The organism is Kocuria aegyptia (genome assembly GCF_039530085.1).
GTDB lineage: Bacteria > Actinomycetota > Actinomycetes > Actinomycetales > Micrococcaceae > Kocuria > Kocuria aegyptia.
The window spans coordinates 182423-203557 of sequence record NZ_BAAAOA010000019.1 but is presented as its reverse complement, the minus strand read 5'-3'; the positions used below and the strand labels follow the sequence as shown (position 1 = coordinate 203557).

Sequence of the window (21135 nt, the reverse complement as noted above, 5' to 3'; positions counted from 1 at the left end):
CCCGGCCCCCGCCGGGCCCGGCGGGGGCCGGGGCCCGGCGGGGGCCGGGGCCCGGCGGGGCTCAGAGGGCGCCGGGGTCGATGCGCCGCCAGCGGTGTACGAAGGCCAGGGCCGTGGCCAGCAGGGCGGCCGCGGAGAGCACCGGCACGAGGGCCGCGCTCCGGTAGCCCCAGGACTCCCCCCACCACCCGGACAGGGCGAGACCCCCGGTCAGCCCCACGCTCATGACGGCGGTCATCACCGTGGTCAGGGCGGTGACCCTGGAGCTCGGCGCCACGAGCCGCGCGATCTCGTAGACCGCCACCAGGCACGGACCGGTGGTCAGCCCGGCCAGCGCCAGCACGACCACCATGCCTGCGGAGTCGTCGGGGATGGTCAGGAGCATCGCGGCGAGCACGGCCCCGGAGGACGCCGCCACCCAGCGGTTCCACAGCCGGAGCTCCTCCGTCCGGGCGGACGCGGCCACCGCCGCCAGAGCCGAGGTGAGCCCGGAGACGGCGTACAGCCAGCTGACCGAGATCACCGCGTCCACGGCCGTCGCGAAGACGACGACCGCGCCGAGGGTCGACCCCAGGAGGGCGCCCAGCGCCCCCATCCCCACCACCGGGAGCAGCCGGAGCTGACGCGCCCGGCGGCGGCGTCGGCGGGCCGCCCGGGTCGGTGCGGCGGCGACCGGTGGCAGGAAGCGGATGAGCCCGGGTGGCAGGCGGGCGGAGCAGTGCAGCAGGAACACGGTGGTGCCCACGAGCGTGAAGGTGGCCGCGAGCACCAGCACGGCGACCGGCCCGAGGGTCACGGCCACGAGGCCGGTCAGCGCGGCCGCCAGGACGGTGCCCAGCGCGTCCATGACGCTCTCGTGGCGCAGCGCGGTGTCGAAGAGGTCCTCCCGGGAGTCGCGGCCCAGCAGGGACCACCAGCGCAGCCGGCACGCCACGCCCATCTGCGGCAGCACGAGCCCGGCGAGCAGGCACGGGAGCACCAGCTGGGAGGGGGCTGCCTCGCTGTCGGCCGCGAGGTCCGGGAGCCGGCGCACGAGCAGCCACACCACCAGCGGATTGACGAGGGTCAGCAGCACCAGGCCGACCTGGCGCCGGCGCCACGAGGCGGCCGCGCCCATGGCGAGCCCGCACAGGGCCGAACCGAACGTCACGGCGGCGGCGCAGAAGGCGCCCAGGGCCGGGGAGCCGGAGATCAGCGCCACCGTGGTCAGCACGCCCAGCGGCAGCATGGTCTGAGGCAGCCGTACGAGCAGGGTCAGCACGGGGTACAGGGCGCCGCTGACGGCGGCGAGCTCACGGGAGTCGGCCAGGGGTGAGCGGGCGGCCGTGCTGAAGCCCCCGAGGGGCTCGGCGGCGCGGGCACTGCTCACTGGGTACCTCCGTCTCCTCCCGGCGGCGGCCGGGCTCGGACCAGCCTAGCCCCGCCGCTCCGGCGATGACGGAAAGCGTCGGCCCCCGCGGCGAGCGGTGCCCGCGGGCCCGGTGGGGATCCGGCGTTCCATCTCCTGCCCGTGGGCGACGAGCCCGGTCCCCCCGTGCCGCACGGCCCCCTGCACCTCGGAGGTGTCCCGGCCCTGGGCGGACAGGCCGGGGTGCCGCTCGGAGGTGCGGGGGCATCGCCTGCGCCCGACCCGGCGGCCCCGCCGGACGCGGCAGGGCCGCCGGCTCACCGCTCCGGCGTGGCGGGCGCGGCCGGTGCGGTCGCCGGGAGCGCATCGGCGCCGCGGCACGGCCGGGACAGGGCCACCGAGCGGTGGACCAGACCGGCGACGAGGCCGCCGAGCAGTGGGGCGAGCCAGAACAGCCACAGCTGGCCCAGGTGGCCGGCGCCGGCGACCACGGCCGCGCCCGTCGAGCGGGCCGGGTTCAGCGATCCACCGTCGAACGGCGCGCTGATCGTCAGCAGGAACGCGAAGGCCGCACCGATGGCCACGGGGGCGAGCACCGCGTTGGCCCGCGGCGCGGTGGAGCCCAGGACCACGAGGGCGAACAGGACGGTCGCCACGAACTCGACGAGCAGCACGGTGGTCCACCCGGCCTGGGAGGTGGAGTTCTCCCCGAAGCCGTTGGAGACCGCGCCGAGGACCTGCGCAGTGGTCGAGGAGTCGAGCAGGGTGACGAGCACCGCCCACAGCACCCCCGCCGCGGCCAGTGCGCCCAGCACCTGGGCCACCACGTAGCCGATCGCGGCCTTCGCGGGCATGCGCCCGGCCACGACCGCGGCGAGCGTCACCGCGGGGTTGAAGTGCCCCCCGGAGACGTGCCCGAAGGCCACGATCGCGGCGAGCAGGCCGAGGCCGAAGCCGAGCGCGGAGTCGATGACCTCGGTGGCGAACATGCCCGCGCCCAGTCCGGCGAAGACCAGCAGCGCCGTGCCGGCGAACTCGGCCGCCCACCGGGCCGGCACGGACGCGGCGTCCGGAGCGCCGGCGGGCACGGTGTCCTGGCGCGCGGCGGCGGGCACGGGTGCAGCGAGGTCCGCCGTGCCGGGCGCGGCGGGGGTGGCGTCGTGGACGGCGCCGACGGCATTGTCGGGGCCGTCGGCGCCGGGGCGCGCGGTGGTGCCGGGAACGTGGTGACTCATGGAGCTCTCCTGTGGGGATCGGGGCGGCACGGTGGGGTGCCGTGCCGGCGGGGGCGCCGGGCGCCCGTGCCATGCAACCACAGTCCCGCGGAGGCGGTGAACCCGCTCGGGGCCGTGTCGGCCGCCGACTACACTGACCGCATGCCCGCACCCCTGCTCTCCCCCGACACCGGCCTCGACCCCGCCTGGCCCGAGTACGCCGGTTCCGTGCGCGCCGCCCTGCTGGGCGGCGCGCTCGGCGACGCGCTGGGCGCCCGCGGGCACGCCGAGCGGCCCGCCCGTCCCGGGGCGACCGGAGCGGACGCCGTCCCCGGTCCGCAGGGCGCCGGGGGGCCCGCCACGGTGCTGCGGATCTCCGACGGCACCCAGCTGACGCTCTACACCCTGGACGCCCTTCAGGAGGTCGTCGAGTGGGCGAACCAGGGCCACGCCGCCGACGAGACCGCGTGCCTGTGGCTGGCCTACCTGCGCTGGCTGCGCACCCAGGGCGAGCGCCCCCCGGCCGAGGCACCGCAGCCCCTGCCCCGCCCGATCGACGAGCTCGAGGCCCTGCACGCCGTGCGGGAGCCCGACGCGACGGTGCTGGAGGCGCTCCGGTCGGGCCGGATGGGCGAGGTCGAACGCCCGCTGCTGCCGGACGCCAAGGGCGCCGGCCCGGTGCGGCGCTCGGCGCCGTTCGGTCTTCTCCCCCATGTCGGCTGGCGCACGCTCGCCCCGCTGGCCATCAACGGCGCCGCGCTGACCCACGGGCACCCCGAGGCACAGACGGCGGCGGCCGTGCACGGCTTCGTGGTCCACGCGGCCGTCCGGGCCCGCCGGGAGGGCGTGCCGAGGCCGGTCGCCGCGGCCGTGGCCGCCGCCCGTGAGACCGCGGGGCACCTCACGCGGCCGGTGGCCGAGACCCTCGCACGGCTCGACGACGCCGTGCGCGCCGCCGAGCGCGCGGACGTCGACCCGGGGGCGCTGCCGCGGCTGCTCGGCGCGGGCGGGGCGGCCCCGGAGACCCTGGCCGGCGGGCTCGGAGCGGCCCTGCGCGCGGAGGCCGAAGCCGCGGGCGCCCCGGACCCGCGGGCCGTGTTCCGTCGCGCGGTGGAGCTGGGCACCGCCCACGGCGCGGCCCCGGCCGCGACGGGCGCGGTCGCCGGCGCCGTCACGGGTGCGGCCTGCGGGACCGCCGCGCTCCCGCCGGAGTGGCTCGCCCGGCTGGACGCCCGGGACGCGGTGTCCGGGACGGCCGAGCGCTGGCTCAGGGAAGTGGGGGCACCGCCAGCCGCCTGATGCCCAGGCCCGCGCCGGCGAGCAGCTCCCGGACGGTGCCGGCACCGGCCCGGTGGACGAGATCCAGCACGATCCCCGCGCACGCCCGGGCGTCCTCGAGGGCGTCGTGGTGGCGGCGCAGCGGCACCCCGGCGGCCTCGGCCGCCCGGGGCAGCGCGTAGGAGGGCAGGTCGTAGCCTCGCCGGGCCAGCGCCAGGCTGCACGCGTAGGCCAGCGGGGCGTGCCGCGTGTCCGTCTCCGCGCACGCGGCCCGGATCACGCCCATGTCGAAGGCCGCGTTGTGCGCGACCACGAGCTCGTCGGGATCGTCCGCCAGGATCCAGTCCTCGATCCGCGGCCACAGCTCGGCGAAGCCGGGGTGGCCCGCGACCGTGCGCTCGGTGATCCCGTGGATGCGCGTGTTCCCGGGGTCGAACTCCGCGCGGGTGCGCGGCGGGCGCATGTACGCGGAGCGCTCCTCCACCACCCTGCCGCTGCGGACCCGCACGAGGCCCACGGCGCACGGCGAGCCGATGAAGCGGTTCGCGGTCTCGAAGTCGATGGCGGTGAAGGACAGGGACGACGGGTCCGCGGCGGGCCGGGAGTCGGTCGTGTCGGGGGAAGCGGAGAACGGCACCGGAACAGCCTACTGCGCCCGCTCAGGCGGAGACGCCGCGCAGGTGGGTCTCGATCCAGTCGTCGGCCCGGGCGATGGACTGGTTGACCTGGGCGGTGTCGAGGTCGTGGTGCAGCGCGTACGCGACCGCCTGCAGCGGGAACGTGCGCGCGTGCAGCCGGGCCCGCTCGTAGACTGTCTCCGAGACGGCGGCGCGCAGGGCGTCCCAGCCGTACCAGAGCCCGAGGGACGCGGCGTCGTGGGCGGGGTCGGACAGGCAGGCGTGGTCCCAGTCGATGATGCCCGTCAGCTCGTCGCCCTCCCACAGCATGTTGTGCCCCATGAGGTCCCCGTGCACCAGGGTGGGCACCACGGTGGGCAGCGCCGCGAGCTCGGCGACGGCCCGCCGCGCGGCCTCCTGGTTGCGGGGCAGCAGCCGCGGGATGACCTCGTCGAGGAGCACGTGCCGCCGCCGGTGGCCGCCCCAGTGCTGGCCGGGCCGGTCGAGGTATCGTGCGAAGCCCGAGGTGTCGACCTCCGCGAGCTCGGTCAGCACCCGGTGCAGCACGGCCGGGTCACCGTGCCCGGGCGGGTGCGGATGACCGGGCAGCCAGGTCAGGCCGACCCCGGTGTAGCCGTGGGAGACCACCACGCCGGTGAGCGGCCGCGGGGTCGCGAACGAGAAGCGGGGCAGCAACCGCAGCACCTCCGTTCGGCGCTGGACGTGCTCGCAGACCGTGGCGTTCTTGGCGATCCGCACGGAGATCACGTGCCCCACGTTCACCACCACGTGCGCGGACCCGCCCGCGTGCACCTCCCACTCACACGGGTCGGCACCCATGCCGGCCTCGCGCAGCACGGACTCGACGGCGCCGGCGAACGGCAGGTGGTGGAGCTGCGACCAGGGCATGGTCAGATTCCTCGGTTCGGACGTGGGTCAGTCGGGGACGGCGGCGGGGTCGAGGGCGGCCAGGAGGTGCGGCAGCAGGCAGCGCATCGCACGGCCACGGTGGCTGATGGCGTTCTTCTCAGGGCGTGTGAGCTCGGCGCAGGACCGGTCGAGCCCGTCGGGGCGCAGCACGGGGTCGTAGCCGAAGCCGCCGTCCCCCACGGGCTCCCGCAGCAGGGTGCCGCGCAGGGTACCGGTCTCCACGTGCTCGTGGCCGTCCGGGGTGACGAGCGCGGCGGCGCACACGAACTGCGCGCCACGGTGGGCGTCGGGGACGTCGGAGAGCTGGGCGAGCAGCAGCCGCAGGTTCGCGGCGTCGTCACCGTGCCGGCCGGACCAGCGCGCCGAGAAGATCCCGGGGGCCCCGCCGAGCACGTCGACGGCCAGGCCGGAGTCGTCGGCCACGGCGATCAGCCCGGTCGCGGCGGCGGCGGAGCGGGCCTTGAGCAGGGCGTTGGCCTCGAAGGTGGTGCCGTCCTCGACGACGTCGGGGGCGCCCGCCGCGGCGGCGTCCACGACGAGCCGCTCGACGTCGGCTCCGGGCAGCGCGGCCGCGAGCAGGTCCCGCAGCTCGGCGAGCTTGCCCCGGTTGTGCGTGGCGAGCACCACCCGGGCGCCGTGGTGCTCACCCATCGTCGGCCTCGCGCAGCGTCTCGACCTGGATCTGGGTGAGCTGGGCGCAGCCGGCCAGCGCGAGGTCGAGCAGGGCGTCGAGCTCGGCGCGGTCGAAGGGAGCGCCCTCGGCGGTGCCCTGCACCTCCACGAAGTCGCCGGACCCGGTGACCACCACGTTCATGTCGGTCTCGGCGCGGACGTCCTCGACGTAGGGGAGGTCGAGCATCGGCACGCCGTCGATGATGCCCACGGACACGGCGGCCACCGTGTCCGTGAGCGGCTGCGCCCGGCGGGCGACGAGCCCCTCGGCCCGGGCCCAGCCGATGGCCTCGGCGAGGGCCACGTAGGCGCCGGTGATGGCCGCGGTGCGGGTTCCGCCGTCGGCCTGGAGGACGTCGCAGTCGAGCACCACGGTGTTCTCGCCCAGGGCGGAGAGGTCGATGACCGAGCGCAGGGAGCGGCCGATGAGCCGGGAGATCTCGTGGGTGCGCCCGCCGATCTTGCCCTTCACGGACTCGCGGGCGGACCGGGTGGACGTGGCCCGCGGGAGCATCGCGTACTCGGCGGTCACCCAGCCGCGCCCCTCCCCCTTGAGCCAGCGCGGGACGCCCTCGGTCACGGACGCGGTGCACAGCACCCGGGTGCTGCCGAACTCGATGAGGGCGGAGCCCTCCGCCTGCTGGGACCAGCCGCGGGTGATCGTGATGGGCCGCAGCTCGCCGGGCGAACGACCGTCCGACCGGGTCACCCCCGGGGTCGAGGGGGCCGGTGCGGTCTGGTCGGCGGGAAGATCCATGTGCTCCACCTTACCCCGCAGCTCCTCGGGCCCGGCCGCGGAGCCGGCGGTGGCACTCACGGTCCGACGGCGGCCGCGGGACGGCCGCTGCCCCGGCGGAGGATCGGATAGGTGTAGGCGGGCTGGGCCAGCCCGATGGGGCCCTCGAAGACCTCCTGCGCCTCCTCCAGGGCCCGCGTCGGGGAGTTCCACACCGGCAGGTGCGTCAGCAGCAGCTTGTGCGCCCCGGCGTCCCGGGCGGCCTCCGCGGCGCGACGGCCGGTGAGGTGGATGCCGCGCAGTGCGTCGTCACGGCCCTCGTGGTAGGCGGCCTCGCACAGGAAGACGTCCGCGTCCCGGGCCGCGCGCACGAGGCCCTCGCACGCGTCGGTGTCCCCGGAGTAGGCGAGGGTGCTGGGGCCCATGGCCCCGTCGTAGTCGATCCGCAGGGCGTAGGGCTCCGGGGTGGGGTGCTCCACCCGGAAGGGCGTGATCGAGAAGGGCCCCACCCGCACGGGCTCCTCGGGCACCCAGGTGTGGAAGTCGAACTCCCCGTGCATGCCGGGCTCCGGAGGGAGCCCGTGGGTGCTGCTGAGGTACTCGTGGAGCCCGGAGGGCGCCCACAGCGGGATCGGGGGACGGCCCCAGCCCCGCGGGTCCCACTTGATCGCCACGTGCAGCCCGGCCAGGTCGATGCAGTGGTCGGGGTGCAGGTGGCTGACGAGCACGGCGTCGATGTCGTGCAGGTCGATGTGGCGCTGCAGCACCCCGAGGGCGCCGTTGCCCATGTCCAGCAGGATGCGCCAGGTCCGCCCCTCGGCGTCCTCCCCGCTGACCAGGTAGCAGGAGGCCGGGGAGTTCGGCTCCGCGAAGGAGCCGGTGCATCCGACGATGGTGAGTTTCATGGAGCGTGTGCCTTCCAGGGAGAACCGGTGGGACGGCGGCCGCACCGGCCGCGGTGCTGCTCAGGGCGCGGCCGGGCCGGCGCCCCCGATCATCTCCGGGGTGATCCGAGCGAGCGAGCCCGTGGGGTACTGCTCCGCCACGGAGCTGGTGTGCCGGACGCGGGCGACCTCCGGCCCGAGGAACCGCCGGGCGAGGACCTCGAAGGATGCGGCCTCCCCGGTGGCGAGGAACTCGTGGTGGGCGGGCAGGCTCGGGTCCCGCTCCAGCCCGTGGCCGACCAGCGCGCGGTAGACGTCCTTGGCGGTCTCCTCCGCACTGGAGACGAGCGTGACCGTGTCGCCCATGACGTAGGAGATCACCCCGGTGAGCAGGGGGTAGTGGGTGCAGCCCAGGACCAGGGTGTCCACGTCGGCCTCGCGCAGCGGGTCCAGGTAGGACTGGGCCGTGGCCAGCAGGCCCGGCCCCGTGGTGACGCCCGCCTCCACGTAGTCGACGAACGCCGGGCAGGCCACGGAGTCGATCCGCAGGTGGGGGGCGGCGGCGAACGTGTCGTCGTAGGCGCGGGAGCCGACCGTCGCCTCCGTGCCGATGACCCCGATCCGGCCGTTGCGGGTCGAGGCGACCGCTCGGCGCACCGCCGGCTGGATGACCTCGACCACGGGGATCCCGTAGACCCGGGTGTAGCGCTCCCTGGCGTCGCGCAGCACCGCGGCGGACGCCGTGTTGCACGCGATCACCAGCAGCTTGACGCCCGAGTCCACGAGTTCGTCCATGATGCGCAGGGCGTGCGCCCGGACCTCGGCGATCGGCAGCGGCCCGTAGGGTCCGTGCGCGGTGTCGCCCACGTAGACGATCTCCTCGTGGGGCAGCTGGTCGATGATGGCACGGGCCACGGTGAGGCCGCCCACCCCGGAGTCGAACACGCCGATGGGTGAACCGGGGCTGGGGCGCCGTGCGGACCGGCCTGCGGCCCCGAAGGCATCGTCATCCTGCATATCGTCAAGAGCGTAGTCCCGGGCGTGCCGCCGCCCCAAACCGCCCCGCGGCCGTGCCGCCGTGATGCGCGTCACCCTCCGCCGGGGCGGGCACCTCCCGCGGTGTCGTGGCCGGTCAGCCCCGGGGCAGGTCGTGGAGGAGGGCCTCCATGAGGGTCTCCTGCAGCCAGGAGACGAAGTTGTACAGGAGCGACATGTACGTCTCGACGTCCTCGATCGCCGACCAGTCGTCGAAGCGCCCCACGCGCTCGGCGTCGGCCTCGCTCCGGATCCCCAGGCGGTCCGCCAGCACCAGCCGCACGTCGTTGAGGGCCCGGCCGAAGGCCTGCGCCTGCTCGGGGTCCAGCCGCACGGGCTGGGCCTCCAGCGCCAGGGCCGCCTGCTGGAGCACGCCCCGCTTGGTCTCCCGCAGCCCCCGCTCCGTGTACCGGCGGAACTCGGCGGCGCGCTCCGGGTCCAGGCTGCCGTCGGGCAGCAGGCGCCGCAGCGCGGAGTCCTCGGGGACGGTGGCGTCCCCGGACACGCCCAGCATCCGCTCGAGGGAGTCCTCCGAGGCCGGCTGCTCGGGGGCGAGCGCCTGCGCGACGTCCGCGAACAACTTCTGCAGCAGCTCCTTCTCGGACTCCTCGAAGCGGGCGGTGATGCCCCGGCGGGTGGACCGGAAGCCCTGCGCCATCAGTGGCCTCCCGCCTGCTCGAAGGTGGCCCACAGCCCGAAGCCGTGCATCGCCGCGGTGTGGGTCTCGGCCTCCTCGAGGGAGCCGCTGGCCACCACGGACCGCCCGTGGTGGTGGACCTCCAGCATCAGCGAGCGGGCCTTGTCCTCCGGATAGCCGAAGTAGGACCGGAACACGTACGTCACATAGCTCATGAGGTTGACGGGGTCGTCCCACACGACCACGTTCCACGGGGTCTCGGTCGCCGCGGCCACGGACGTCGCGCCGGTGGGCCGGGTGCCGGTCTCCGGGGTGGCGGTGGCCGCGGGGCGGGCGGCGGTGGGAGCAGTGCAGTGCATGGTCCGTCCATCGTAGCGAGTGCCGGACGCCGGGCGCACCGGCGGCCTCGCTAGAGTGGTGCCCGTGAACCAGCGCAGCCACCGGTGGGCCCCGCCGCCCACGTCCCTGATGACCGACCACTACGAGCTGACCATGCTCCAGGCCGCCCTGCACGCCGGCACCGCGCACCGGCGCAGCGTGTTCGAGGTCTTCGCCCGGCGGCTGCCGGCGGGGCGGCGCTACGGCGTGGTCGCGGGCACCGGACGCCTCCTCGAGGGGCTCGAGAGCTTCTGCTTCGGCGACGAGCAGCTGCGCTTCCTCGCCGACACCGGCGTGGTGAACCGCTCCACCTTGGACTACCTGGCCGGTTTCCGGTTCACCGGGTCGATCTCCGGCTACGCCGAGGGCGAGGCCTACTTCCCCTCCTCGCCGCTGCTCGTGGTCGAGGGCACCTTCGCCGAGGCGTGCGTGCTCGAGACGTACTTCCTGTCGGTGCTCAACTACGACAGTGCCGTGGCTTCGGCCGCCTCCCGCATGGTGGGGGCCGCGGCCGGGCGCCCGTGCATCGAGATGGGCTCCCGGCGCGCCCACGAGGAGGCGGCCGTCGCGGCCGCACGGGCCGCGGTGATCGGCGGCTTCGACTCGACGTCGAACCTCGAGGCCGGGCACCGCTACGGGATCCGGACCGTCGGGACGGCCGCCCACTCCTTCACGCTCCTGCACGACTCCGAGGAGGACGCCTTCCGCGCCCAGCTCGAGTCCATGGGCCGGGACACCACCCTGCTCGTCGACACCTACGACGTCGAGACCGCGGTCCGCACGGCCGTGGCGCTCGCGGGTCCCGAGCTGGGCGGCGTGCGCCTGGACTCGGGCGACCTCGTGACCCAGGCCGCCTGGGTGCGCGGGCTCCTCGACGAGCTCGGCAACCGCGGCACCCGCATCACCGTCACCTCGGACCTGGACGAGTACGCGATCGCGGCCCTGAACGCCGCGCCCGTCGACGCGTTCGGCGTCGGCACCCGCGTGGTCACCGGCTCCGGCGCGCCGACGTCGTCGATGGTCTACAAGCTGGTGGCCCGCGAGGACTCCTCCGGCGAGCTGCGGCCCGTGGCGAAGGCCGCCAGGGGCAAGGCGTCCGTGGGCGGGCGCAAGCACGCCCTGCGGCGCCGGGACGAGAAGGGCACTGCGACCCACGAGCTGGTCGGGATCGGCGGGCTGCCGGACGACGACGGCGACGACCGGCCGCTGATGGAGGACTTCGTCCGCGACGGCGAGCTGCTGGACGGCTGGACCGGGCCCGCCGGGGTCCGGCGGGCCCGGGAACGGCACGCGGCGTCCGTGGCGGAGCTGCCTCGCTCGGCCCGTCGGCTCAGCGAGGGCGACCCCGTCATCCCGACCGTGCTGGGTCCCGAGGCCCCGGCCTGAGCGACCGTCCGGACGGACGGCGCCGGACGCGGCCCGCCGACCGGCACCCACCACCAGCACGCGCAGCACGAGAACCAGCGCGCGAGACCCACCGAACAGAGGGAGGAACACCATGAGGACCGCACTGATCGTCGTCGACGTGCAGAACGACTTCTGCGAGGGCGGCTCGCTGGCCGTCACCGGAGGCGCGGCGGTGGCCGCCGCCGTGTCCGAGCACCTCGAGGACCACCACGGGGACTACGCGGCGGTCGCGGCCACCCAGGACTGGCACATCGACCCCGGGGGGCACTTCTCCGAGGAGCCCGACTACGTGAAGTCCTGGCCGGTGCACTGCGTCGCCGAGTCCCGCGGGGCCCACGTCCACCCGGACCTGGACACGGACTGGATCCAGGCGTGGTTCCGCAAGGGCCAGCACGACGCCGCCTACTCCGGGTTCGAGGGGCTGCTCGCCCCGGACGCGGACGTCCCGATGGGCGACGACGAGGACGTCGACGACGAGCCGGACGTGAGCCTCGACGACTGGCTGCGGGAGCACGAGATCGAGGCCGTGGACATCGTGGGCCTCGCGACCGACCACTGCGTGCGGGCGACCGCCCTGGACGCCGTCGAGGCCGGCTACGACACCCGGGTGCTGGTGGACCTCACCGCGGGCGTCGCCGCGGAGAGCACGGAGCGCGCCCTGCGGGAGATGGCCGAGGCGGGGGTCGAGGTCGTCCGGTCCTGACCGGCTCCCGTCGCCGCCCGGCCGCCGGCCGCACCGGGCGGGTGCGGCCGGGGCGGCTCACTTGCGCCCGATGAACCAGTCCTGGAGCTTCTTGACGCGCGCCTGCAGCTGGGCCTCGTTGGCCTGCGCCACCGCCGGCCCCCCGCACACCCGGCGCAGCTCGTTGTGCACCACCCCGTGCGGCGTGCCGGTGCGCGACGCCCAGGCCGAGACGTTCTTGGACAGGGTGGCGCGCAGCTCCTTCAGCCGCCGGTGGTCGGGCACCGCCGGCGGCTCCGGGGCCCGGGCCGGGCCCGGGCGCCGGCGGGCGTGCTGGGACTGCCGCTCCCGCAGCAGCGCCGAGACCTGGTCCGCCTCGAGCAGGCCCGGGATGCCGAGGAAGTCCGCCTCCTCCTCCGAGCCCACCGCCACGCCGCCGCCGAAGGCGCCGCCGTCGAAGAGGACCCCGTGGAAGGACGCGTCCGAGCCGATGGCCTCGAACCGGCCCTGGGCGAGGGCCGCGGACGCCTTCTCCTCGCGGTTGGCCTCCTCGAGCAGGTCGTCGTCCCAGCCCTCCTCGAGGGGGTCCGCGGGCAGGCCGGCCTCCTCCGCGGCGGGCTTGTCGAGGGCGTGGTCCCGCTCGATCTCCATCTCGTTGGCGAGCTGCATCAGCGCCGGCACGGACGGCAGGAAGACGGAGGCCGTCTCCCCGCGCTTGCGGGCGCGCACGAAGCGGCCGACCGCCTGGGCGAAGAACAGCGGCGTGGACGTGGACGTCGCGTAGACGCCCACCGCGAGCCGGGGGACGTCGACGCCCTCGGAGACCATGCGCACGGCCACCATCCACCGGCTGTCCCCCGCGGAGAACTCGTCGATCCGGTCGGAGGCGCCCTTGTCGTCGGAGAGGACCACGGTGGGGTTCTCCCCGGTGATCCGGCGCAGCTGCGCGGCGTAGGCCTTCGCGTCCTGGTGGTCGGTGGCGATGACCATCGCGCCGGCGTCCGGCACGGTGCGCCGCACCTCCGTGAGCCGCTGGTCCGCGGCCTGGAGCACCGACGGGACCCACTGCCCGTTCGGGTCGAGCGCCGTGCGCCACGCCTGGGCGGTGATGTCCTTGGTGAAGCCCTCGCCGAGCTCGGCGGCCATCTCCTCCCCGGCACTGGTGCGCCAGCGCATCTGCCCCGAGTAGGCGAGGAAGATCACGGGCCGGACCACGTGGTCCTTGAGCGCGTCGCCGTAGCCGTAGGTGTAGTCGGCGCTCGAGCGGCGGATGCCGTCCCCGTCCTCCTGGTAGCGCACGAACGGGATCGGCGCGGTGTCCGAGCGGAAGGGCGTGCCGGTGAGGGCGAGCCGGCGGGCGGCGGGGTCGAAGGCCTCCTGCAGCCCGTCGCCCCAGGTCAGCGAGTCGCCGGCGTGGTGGATCTCGTCCATGATCACCAGGGTGCGGCCCGCCTCGGTGCGGGCCCGGTGCAGGAGCGGCTTCATCGCGACCTGGGAGTAGGTCACCGCCGCGCCCAGGTAGTCCCGGCCGTGGGAGCCGTCCGCGTTCTTGAAGTTGGGGTCGATCGCCAGGCCCACGCGGGCCGCCGCGTCCGCCCACTGCCGCTTGAGGTGGTCCGTGGGCGTCACCACCGTGATCCGGTTGACGGTCCCGCGGTCGAAGAGCTCCTTGGCCACCCGCAGCGCGAAGGTCGTCTTGCCGGCGCCGGGGGTCGCGACGGCCATGTAGTCCCGGGGCTGGGTGTCGAAGTAGCGCTGCAGCGCCTCCGCCTGCCAGGCGCGCAGCTTCGGGGCGGTGCCCCACGCGGCGCGATCGGGATAGGCCGGGGGGAGGTCGGCGGCCGCTGCGCCGAACAAGGAGAGCTGGTCGTCCTGGGACACGCTGGCGACGTCCTTTCGCTCGGGGTCCCGCGGCCTCGTGGCCGCGGTGGATGACGGGGGCGCGGCGGCGGGCCACGCAAAAGCGCCCGCCGGCGGCGGGCGCTTGCTCGGGGCGTGCTCAGCCCTGGTCGTCGCCCTGGTCGTTCGGAGGGCGCAGGCCGTCGTAGATCTCCTTGCAGGTGGGGCACACCGGGAACCGCTGCGGGTCGCGACCGGGGACCCAGACCTTCCCGCACAGGGCGATCACGGGTTCGCCGGAGAGGGCGGACTCCATGATCTTCTCCTTGCGCACGTAGTGCGCGAAGCGCTCGTGGTCCCCCGGCTCCTGGAGCTCGCGGGTCTCCTCGCGCTCGATCGTGGACGTGCCCCCGGCCGGCTGCGCCGGATCGGTGCCGTACGGACTGTCGTCCAGGCCGTTCGTCGGGGTGCCGGTGGTCGCCGCTGAGACATGCATGGGCGCCAGTTTACCCCGTCGCCGCCGGCCCGCGTGCGCCGGGCACCGCCCCGCGGGCCCGGCTCAGCGGAACTGGGCGACCTCCTGGAGCAGCTCGGGGGCCCGCCGGTCGTACCAGCGCCCGCCGAGGACGATCCCGCCCCAGCACAGCAGCGGGCCGAGCACCGCCCCCGCGGCCAGCGCCGCCCAGCCCCACGCGGGGTCCCCGGTGAACAGCTGCACGACCAGGAGGACGGCGGCAGGCAGCATCAGGACCACGATCAGCCCCAGCGCCACGAACTGCACCAGGACGTTCAGCACGGTGAAGCCCTGCGGCGTCTTCAGCGGCGACGCGCCCGGCGGGGCCACCGGATAGGTGTACCGGGCGGACATCACCGAGGACAGGCCCGCGCCGCCCAGCAGCGCCAGCAGCGCGGTGCCCGCGAGCCCGGGCAGCAGGTGCCACCGGCCCTCGACCGCGAAGGGCAGCAGCAGCCCGAGCGCCGTGAGCGGCACGGCGATCACGAGCAGCGCGAGCACCCGGCCGGCGCGGTCGTGGACGCCCCGCACGCCGGAGAGGACGTGCAGGTGCAGGGCGGTGTTGTCGTAGGACACGTCGCCCGAGATCTGGTACGCGAGCAGCGCCGCGATCATCGGGCCCAGGCCGTAGAGGAAGACGCTGCCTCCCCCCGGGTCCCGGGAGAACCAGAGCAGCACGGCGAGGGCCGGGATGACGAGCAGACCGGCCGCGTAGCGGGGGTCCCTGACCCAGTAGACCAGGCACCGGGCCGCGACGGCCGCCCACGGACGCCGGGGCGCGCGGTCGAACAGCCCCGCGCCGGAGGCCCCCTCGCGCGGGGCGGCGCTCCGCCCGCCGGCCGTGGTGGTCAGGGCCCGCTCCTGCGCGACGCGCCAGACGAGGACGAGGACGACGACCGTCGAGACCGTGACGGCCAGCCGGGCGGCGGCAGAGGCCCACCGGCCCGCGGCAACGTCCGCCGGAACGGCCCAGACGGCTCCGACCGGTGTCCACGCCAGCACGCCGGCGTACTGCGGCAGCCGGTCCCACAGCCGTTCCAGCCCGCTGAGCAGACCGGTGACGATGGGCCCCAGCAGCACCAGGAGCACGAGCGCGGCCAGTGAGACCAGCTCCGTGAGCCGCCGGCGGCGGCCGAGGCCGACGGCCAGGGCCGTGACGCAGCGGGAGCCGGTGACCACGAGGGCCATCGCGAGCGGCACGCACAGGAGGGCCGCGACCAGCGCGGCCGCGGAGGAGCGCCAGGAGCTCACCGTGGCGAGGAGCGCGACGGCGGTCAGCGCGCCCGGCACCCCGACGAGTGCGCCGAGCGCCTGACCCCACTGGACCTGGCCCACGGAGAGGGGCAGGAGGGCGAGGCGGGCCGGGTCCAGCGTGGCGTCGGCGCGCGCCGCGAGGACGGGCAGCAGCCACCACGCCAGCGTGGCCGCCGTCCCGGCCAGCACGAGCACGGTGCGCACCAGGGACAGCTCCTGGCGGCCGAGCAGGTAGAGCGCGACCACGGCCAGGCCCAGCAGGAACACGAAGTAGGCGGCGCCCAGCACGGTCCCCACGAGCACCCACGTGCTGCGGGTCAGGGTGTTGACGAGGATCCTGGCCTTCAGGCCCACGAGGCGGCCGGCCAGGGCGGCGGTGCCCGCCCGGGCGGGGGCGAGGCCCTCCGGGGCCGGGGCGAGCTCGGGGCTCACACCGGGCGCAGCCACGGCAGCCCCTCCCCCGAGTCCCGCCGTCCGCCGACCAGCTCGACGAACCGGTCCTCCAGCGTGGCCCCGGCCCGGACGTCGTCGACCGTCCCGGCGGCCAGCACCCGGCCCCGGTCCATGACGGCGACGTGGTCGCACATCCGCTGCACGAGGTCCATGACGTGGCTGGAGACGACAACGGTCCCGCCGGCGGCCACGAACCCGTGCAGGATCTCGCGGATGTTCGCGGCCGAGACGGGATCGACCGACTCGAACGGCTCGTCGAGGACCAGCAGGCTCGGGGCGTGGATCAGGGCCCCGGCCAGCGCGATCTTCTTGGTCATGCCCGCGGAGTAGTCCTGGACCTGCGTCCCGGCGTCGGTCACCAGGTCCATGGCCCGCAGCAGGTCCTCGGTGCGCTCGGCCACGACCTCCCGGTCCATGCCGCGCAGCAGACCGGAGTAGGTGACGAGCTGACGCCCGGTGAGCCGGTCGAACAGGTGCAGCCCGTCCGGCAGCACGCCCATGAGCTGCTTGGCCCGCCGGGGCTCGGCCCAGACGTCGACACCGGCCACGCGGGCGGTGCCCGCCGTCGGGCGGAGGAGGCCGGTGGCCATGGACAGCATCGTGGTCTTGCCGGCGCCGTTGCGCCCCACGAGGCCGAAGAAGGAGCCGCGGGGGACGTCCAGGTCGACGCGGTCCACGGCGACCTTGGCCTCGGGGGTGCCCGGGCGCCCGAAGACCCGGACGAGCCCGCGCAGGCCCAGCGCCGGCGGCCCCGCGGGCGGGGGCGCCGCGGAGGCGCCCGGCGCGGGTCCGCCGGTGCGCTCCGGGGCGGGCGGCGGGAAGTGCTGGTGGCTCATGCCACCAGCGTAGGCAGGCGGGGACCGGCACGCCTCCGGCGCGCGGCGGATCCCGGCCCGGGCCTGCGCTCCGCCCCGCGGTGGAGCACCCGCCCGGGCCGGGCGGACGGTGCCGCGCGCTGCCGGCCCCGCGGGCGGTGACCCCGTCCGCGGCGAGGGCTCAGAACAGGGCGCGCATCAGGGCGCCCCGAGCGGTCACCACGCGCGGGTCCTCGGCGCCCACCACGTCGAAGAGCTCGAGCAGTCGCCGCCGGACGACGTCCCGGTCCTCCCCGGCGGTGCGCCGCACCAGGTCCAGCAGCCGCCGGAAGGCGTCCTCCACGTGCCCGCCCGAGACGTCGAGATCGGCGACGGCCAGCTGCGCCGCCACGTCGTCCGGGGCGGCGGCGGCCTCGGCGCGGACCGTCGCGGCATCGAGCGGCAGCACGCGCTGGAGCAGGTGCACCTGGGCGAGGGCCAGCTTCGCCTCGCGGTCCCCGGGGTTCTCGGCGATGGCCTTGCGGTACGCGGCCTCGGCGGCGTCGACGTCCCCGGCCTCGAGGGCGTCCACGGCCTCCTGGTGCAGCGGGGGCAGCGGCTCCGGCTCGTCGTCGGCGCGCACGGGCTCCACGGTGCCCGTGATCCCGTTCTGCTCGGCCAGCGCGAGCAGCTCGTCGAGCAGCTGGGCCACCTGCTCGGCCGGGACCGTGGAGTTGAACAACGGGACGGGGCGCCCGCCGAGCAGCGCCACCACGGTGGGCACGGACTGCGCCTGGAACATCTGGGCGATCTCGGGGGCCGCCTCGGCGTCCACGGAGGCCAGCAGCAGCCGTCCCCGGTAGCGGTCGACGATCTGCTCCAGGGTGTCGGCGAACGCCACGGACTGCTCGCTGAAGCGGGCCCACAGGGCGAAGACCACGGGGACCTGGGCGGAGAGCTGGGCCACCTCCTGGAAGTCCGCGGCCGTCACCTCGCGCCGGTACCCGCCCGGCCGGTCCTCCCCCGCCGGCGGGCCGCCGGGCCCGGCGGCGGGCACGGCGCCCAGGTCCACGGCTCCGCGCACCGAGGACGGGAGCGCGGCCTCCTGCGGCGGCGGGGCGCTCTCGGCGGTGCGGCGGGACTGCTGGTGCTGGAACTCGTTCACGGGACGTCTCCTCAGTGCTCGGCCACGGGCTCGGCGGTCGGCTCGGCCGCCGAGCCCCGGGGCTGGTTCGGTGGTCGGCGTCACCGGCGCGGGTCTGCGGTCCGGGACGCCGGTGTGCGTGGACAGCGGAACGGCGGGCGCCGCGGGTCTCCCACGATTATCGGCCGCCGGGCGCGGCGCGGCCACCGGCGGGGCCCCGTGTCCGCTCCCGGCGTGACGACGGCCGCGGCCCGGGGTGGGTGCGGGGCGAGTGCAGGCGTGGGTGCGGGGGTGGGGGCGGGCTCAGCGGCGGGTGCGCCAGCAGCGCTCGTGCCAGTGGCGGCGGTCCTCGAAGGCGCTGCGCGCCCCCAGCAGGGAGTCCTGCTGCCAGACGACCAGGTGGGCGATCCCCGGTGGGATCGACCGGCCGCAGCCGGGGCAGGTGTAGGCCTTGACCGCGTTGGCCGGCCGGACGTGGCGGACCAGCCAGTCCCCGTCCGCCGAGCGCTCCACCGTGGGCGCCGGCTCCAGGACCCGTTCGACCGACCACGGCTCCTGCGCCGCGCCGCGCTGCCACTTGCTGGCGCGCGGGCCGCTGCCGGGGCCGCCGCGGCGGCGGCGCGAGGAGTGGTTGGAGCGGGGCACGGCGCCATCGTCTCACACGGGCGCCACCGCCTCCGGGTCGGGGCAGCACCGTGCGGAGCGCTAGGCTGTTCCGCGTGCGTCTCGTCATTGCCGATTGCTCCGTCGACTACGAAGGGCGTCTGCGCGCCCACCTGCCCGCCGCCCGGCGTCTCCTGCTCGTGAAGGCGGACGGTTCCGTGCTCGTGCACTCGGACGGCGGCAGCTACAAGCCCCTCAACTGGATGAGCCCGCCCGCCCGCCTGCACGTCGGCGAGCCCGGGGCGGAACTCGCGGCCGAGGGTGTCCTGCAGACCTGGACCGTCCAGGCCGCCAAGAGCGACGACCGCCTCGTCATCCAGGTGTTCGAGATCCACGAGGACGTCTCCCACGAGCTCGGCACCGATCCCGGGCTGGTGAAGGACGGGGTCGAGGCGGACCTCCAGCGCCTGCTCGCCGAGCAGATCCACCGCCTGGGCTCGGGGCACACCCTCGTCCGGCGCGAGTACCCGACCGCGATCGGGCCGGTCGACATCCTGGCCCGCGACGCCACCGGCGCCACCGTGGCGGTCGAGCTGAAGCGCCGCGGCGACATCGACGGCGTCGAACAGCTCAGCCGGTACCTCGAGCTGCTCAACCGCGACCCCCTCCTGGCGCCCGTGCGCGGGGTGTACGCCGCCCAGCTCATCCGGCCCCAGGCCCGGGTGCTCGCCGAGGACCGGGGCATCGCGTGCCTCACCCTGGACTACGACGAGATGCGCGGGCTCGACGACAGCGACTCGCGCCTCTTCTGAGTCCGCCACCGGGCGCCCTTCCCCGGCCGGGAGCGGTCACGCGGTCGGCGAACAGCCGGCAACACGCGATGATCAGCAGGCGAACAACGTTGACCGCCCCCGGGGAGTGTGTGAAGCTGAACATGTTCTTCGTTCCATGTTTTGCATGCTCGCAGAACGGGTAAGCGAGCGTGACGTTCGACCCTGGCCCTGGTCCCCTCCCGCGGGAACGGCGACCTGGACCCTCGGCTCATCTCGTGCTACCGCCCTTCCGTGCACGACCTGTGCACTCGTTTCGCACCATCTCGCAAGGAGAGATCTTCATGGCCCAGGGCACCGTCAAGTGGTTCAACGCCGAAAAGGGCTTCGGCTTCATCACCCCCGACGACTCCGACTCGGACGTGTTCGTCCACTACTCGGAGATCCAGTCGGGCGGCTTCCGCACCCTCGAGGAGAACCAGCGCGTCGAGTTCGAGATCGGCCAGGGCCAGAAGGGCCCGCAGGCCACCGGCGTCACGCTCATCTGATCCGCTACCCGCGCACCGGCTGAGCACGGAGCCCCGCACCCGTCCCGGGTGCGGGGCTCCGTCGTGCCGGCGTCCTCAGTAGGCCGCACCCACCAGGTGCCGCTCGACGGCTGCCCCGGCCGCCCCGAGCTGCTCCACGAAGTGCTCGTAGCCGCGGTCCACGTGCTGGACGCCGCTCACGTCCGTGGTGCCGACCGCGGCCATCCCGGCGATCACGAGCGCCGCGCCCGCCCGGATGTCCATGGCCTCGACCGGCGCCCCCGAGAGCACGGGTGTTCCCGCCACGAGGGCGTGGTGGCCGTCGAGGCGCACGCTGGCGCCCAGCCGCTCCAGTTCGGCCGTGAAGCCCCAGCGGGCCTCGAAGACGTTCTCGGTGACCATGCCCGAGCCCTCGGCCACCGCGTTGAGGGCCACCACGAACGGCTGCAGGTCCGTGGGGAAGCCCGGGTACGGCAGCGTCGACACGTTGATCGCGCGCGGACGCCGCGGCCCCGCGACCACGAAACAGTCCCCGTCCGTGTCCACCCGGCAGCCCGCGGAGCGCAGCTTGTCCAGCACCACGGTCAGGTGGCCCGGCTCCGCGCCCTCGATCTGCACCGTCCCCCCGGTGACGGCCGCGGCGAACGCCCAGGTCCCGGCGACGATCCGGTCGGGCACCGTGCGGTGCTCGACCGGGCGCAGGGACGCCACGCCGACGACCGTGACAGTGCTGGTGCCGAGTCCCTCGATCCGGGCGCCCATCGCCTGCAGCATCCGCCCGATGTCCACGATCTCCGGCTCGCGGGCCGCGTTGTCGATGACGGTGGTGCCCTCGGCCAGGGTGCCCGCCATCATGAGGTTCTCCGTGGCGCCCACGGAGGGGTAGTCCAGGCGGAAGTGGGTCCCGCGCAAGGACCGCGGGACGGAGGCCACCAGGTAGCCCCGCTCGATCTGCAGCACCGCGCCCATGGCCTCGAGCCCCGCGCGGTGCATGTCCAGGCCGCGGGAGCCGATGGCGTCCCCGCCGGGCAGCGCGACCTCGGCCACGTGGCAGCGGGCGACGAGCGGCCCGAGCACGGAGATCGACGCGCGCATCGCCCGCACCAGGTCGTAGTCCGCCTGGTGGTGCAGCGCTGCGGGGACGTCGATGCGCACGGTCTTCTCGGCGCGATCGTAGGCCACGGTGCAGCCGAGCCGACGCAGCAGCTCCGCCATGATCGTGACGTCGTGGATCTCGGGGACGTTCGTGATGGTGGACTCGCCCTCGGCCAGCAGGGTCGCCGCCATGAGTTTGAGCACGCTGTTCTTCGCGCCGGAGACGCGCAGGGTGCCGTTGACCGCGGTGGGCCCGTGCACGACGATCTTCTCTTCCATCCACTCTCCTGGGCGGTGTCCCGGGGCGCCCTCGCGGCGTCCCGG

The 21135-nt window shown here is 75.3% G+C and carries 22 protein-coding genes; 5 read left to right on the top strand and 17 right to left on the bottom strand.

The genetic code is table 11. The annotated features are described in order from the left end of the window. Positions 1–61 precede the first annotated feature (61 nt). Both ABD220_RS09755 and ABD220_RS09750 read right to left on the bottom strand, forming a co-directional pair. Entirely contained in the window at positions 62–1369 is a 1308-nt protein-coding gene (locus tag ABD220_RS09755) for a hypothetical protein (RefSeq protein WP_344122066.1), read from the bottom strand. A gap of 296 nt (positions 1370–1665) precedes the next feature. After that, entirely contained in the window at positions 1666–2583 is a 918-nt protein-coding gene (locus ABD220_RS09750; RefSeq protein WP_344122064.1) for an aquaporin, read from the bottom strand. 141 nt (positions 2584–2724) lie between these two features. On the opposite strand from ABD220_RS09750, the gene ABD220_RS09745 reads away from it, so the two are divergent. Next, a complete protein-coding gene (locus ABD220_RS09745) occupies positions 2725–3861 on the top strand; it encodes an ADP-ribosylglycohydrolase family protein (RefSeq protein WP_344122062.1) in 1137 nt (378 codons plus the stop codon). On the opposite strand, the gene ABD220_RS09740 is transcribed toward ABD220_RS09745, so the two are convergent. The 8 genes from ABD220_RS09740 to clpS all read right to left on the bottom strand — a co-directional run bounded on the left by ABD220_RS09740 (position 3830) and on the right by clpS (position 9710). Then, positions 3830–4477 carry a 3'-5' exonuclease gene (locus ABD220_RS09740; protein WP_344122061.1) on the bottom strand — a complete coding sequence of 216 codons (648 nt, stop codon included), beginning with the start codon at positions 4475–4477 and terminating at the stop codon, positions 3830–3832. The two genes, ABD220_RS09745 and ABD220_RS09740, sit on opposite strands and share 32 nt — an antisense overlap. A 22-nt stretch (positions 4478–4499) precedes the next feature. Then, positions 4500–5366 carry an aminoglycoside phosphotransferase family protein gene (locus ABD220_RS09735; protein ID WP_344122059.1) on the bottom strand — a complete coding sequence of 289 codons (867 nt, stop codon included), beginning with the start codon at positions 5364–5366 and terminating at the stop codon, positions 4500–4502. Between the two features lie 27 nt (positions 5367–5393). Continuing rightward, positions 5394–6038, bottom strand: coding sequence for an RdgB/HAM1 family non-canonical purine NTP pyrophosphatase (gene rdgB, locus ABD220_RS09730; protein WP_344122057.1), 645 nt, complete (start codon positions 6036–6038; stop codon positions 5394–5396). After that, positions 6031–6816 (bottom strand): ribonuclease PH, encoded by a 786-nt coding sequence (gene rph / locus ABD220_RS09725; RefSeq protein ID WP_344122055.1) that lies wholly within the window; start codon positions 6814–6816, stop codon positions 6031–6033. Before rph ends, rdgB begins: the two co-directional genes overlap by 8 nt. 56 nt (positions 6817–6872) lie before the next feature. Further along, positions 6873–7700 carry an MBL fold metallo-hydrolase gene (locus ABD220_RS09720; protein WP_344122053.1) on the bottom strand — a complete coding sequence of 276 codons (828 nt, stop codon included), beginning with the start codon at positions 7698–7700 and terminating at the stop codon, positions 6873–6875. A 60-nt stretch (positions 7701–7760) separates the two neighbouring features. Continuing rightward, entirely contained in the window at positions 7761–8696 is a 936-nt protein-coding gene (murI, locus tag ABD220_RS09715; protein WP_344122052.1) for a glutamate racemase, read from the bottom strand. 115 nt (positions 8697–8811) lie between these two features. Continuing rightward, a complete protein-coding gene (locus ABD220_RS09710) occupies positions 8812–9372 on the bottom strand; it encodes a DUF2017 domain-containing protein (RefSeq protein WP_344122050.1) in 561 nt (186 codons plus the stop codon). Beyond that, positions 9372–9710 (bottom strand): ATP-dependent Clp protease adapter ClpS, encoded by a 339-nt coding sequence (clpS, locus tag ABD220_RS09705; RefSeq protein ID WP_344122048.1) that lies wholly within the window; start codon positions 9708–9710, stop codon positions 9372–9374. Before clpS ends, ABD220_RS09710 begins: the two co-directional genes overlap by 1 nt. A gap of 55 nt (positions 9711–9765) precedes the next feature. On the opposite strand from clpS, the gene ABD220_RS09700 reads away from it, so the two are divergent. Next, positions 9766–11115: a nicotinate phosphoribosyltransferase gene (locus ABD220_RS09700; RefSeq protein ID WP_425552542.1), complete on the top strand. Its 1350-nt coding sequence runs from the start codon at positions 9766–9768 to the stop codon at positions 11113–11115. Between the two features lie 112 nt (positions 11116–11227). Beyond that, a complete protein-coding gene (locus ABD220_RS09695; RefSeq protein ID WP_344122044.1) occupies positions 11228–11839 on the top strand; it encodes an isochorismatase family protein in 612 nt (203 codons plus the stop codon). 57 nt (positions 11840–11896) lie between these two features. Here ABD220_RS09695 and ABD220_RS09690 read toward each other — a convergent pair whose 3' ends face one another. From ABD220_RS09690 to ABD220_RS09665, 6 genes are all read right to left on the bottom strand, one after another. Beyond that, positions 11897–13699 (bottom strand): DEAD/DEAH box helicase, encoded by a 1803-nt coding sequence (locus ABD220_RS09690; RefSeq protein WP_344122042.1) that lies wholly within the window; start codon positions 13697–13699, stop codon positions 11897–11899. Between the two features lie 118 nt (positions 13700–13817). Further along, positions 13818–14153, bottom strand: a complete 336-nt coding sequence (locus ABD220_RS09685; protein ID WP_157571420.1) for a DUF3039 domain-containing protein — start codon at positions 14151–14153, stop codon at positions 13818–13820. A gap of 63 nt (positions 14154–14216) precedes the next feature. After that, positions 14217–15872 carry a hypothetical protein gene (locus ABD220_RS09680; protein ID WP_344122038.1) on the bottom strand — a complete coding sequence of 552 codons (1656 nt, stop codon included), beginning with the start codon at positions 15870–15872 and terminating at the stop codon, positions 14217–14219. Beyond that, positions 15854–16714 carry an ABC transporter ATP-binding protein gene (locus tag ABD220_RS09675; protein WP_344122036.1) on the bottom strand — a complete coding sequence of 287 codons (861 nt, stop codon included), beginning with the start codon at positions 16712–16714 and terminating at the stop codon, positions 15854–15856. The genes ABD220_RS09680 and ABD220_RS09675 overlap by 19 nt, the downstream gene beginning before the upstream one ends. A gap of 160 nt (positions 16715–16874) precedes the next feature. Beyond that, positions 16875–17837 (bottom strand): tetratricopeptide repeat protein, encoded by a 963-nt coding sequence (locus ABD220_RS09670; protein ID WP_344122033.1) that lies wholly within the window; start codon positions 17835–17837, stop codon positions 16875–16877. A 282-nt stretch (positions 17838–18119) separates the two neighbouring features. Next, positions 18120–18461: an ATP/GTP-binding protein gene (locus tag ABD220_RS09665; RefSeq protein WP_344122030.1), complete on the bottom strand. Its 342-nt coding sequence runs from the start codon at positions 18459–18461 to the stop codon at positions 18120–18122. A gap of 74 nt (positions 18462–18535) precedes the next feature. Here ABD220_RS09665 and nucS point away from each other — a divergent pair, with 74 nt between their 5' ends. Together nucS and ABD220_RS09655 are read left to right on the top strand one after the other, a co-directional pair. Further along, on the top strand, positions 18536–19231 hold the full coding sequence (gene nucS / locus ABD220_RS09660; protein WP_344122028.1) for an endonuclease NucS: 696 nt from the start codon (positions 18536–18538) through the stop codon (positions 19229–19231). Between the two features lie 302 nt (positions 19232–19533). After that, positions 19534–19737 (top strand): cold-shock protein, encoded by a 204-nt coding sequence (locus ABD220_RS09655; RefSeq protein ID WP_017833253.1) that lies wholly within the window; start codon positions 19534–19536, stop codon positions 19735–19737. Positions 19738–19812: 75 nt separating this feature from the next. Here ABD220_RS09655 and murA read toward each other — a convergent pair whose 3' ends face one another. Next, positions 19813–21090 (bottom strand): UDP-N-acetylglucosamine 1-carboxyvinyltransferase, encoded by a 1278-nt coding sequence (murA, locus tag ABD220_RS09650; protein ID WP_344122026.1) that lies wholly within the window; start codon positions 21088–21090, stop codon positions 19813–19815. Positions 21091–21135 lie beyond the last annotated feature (45 nt).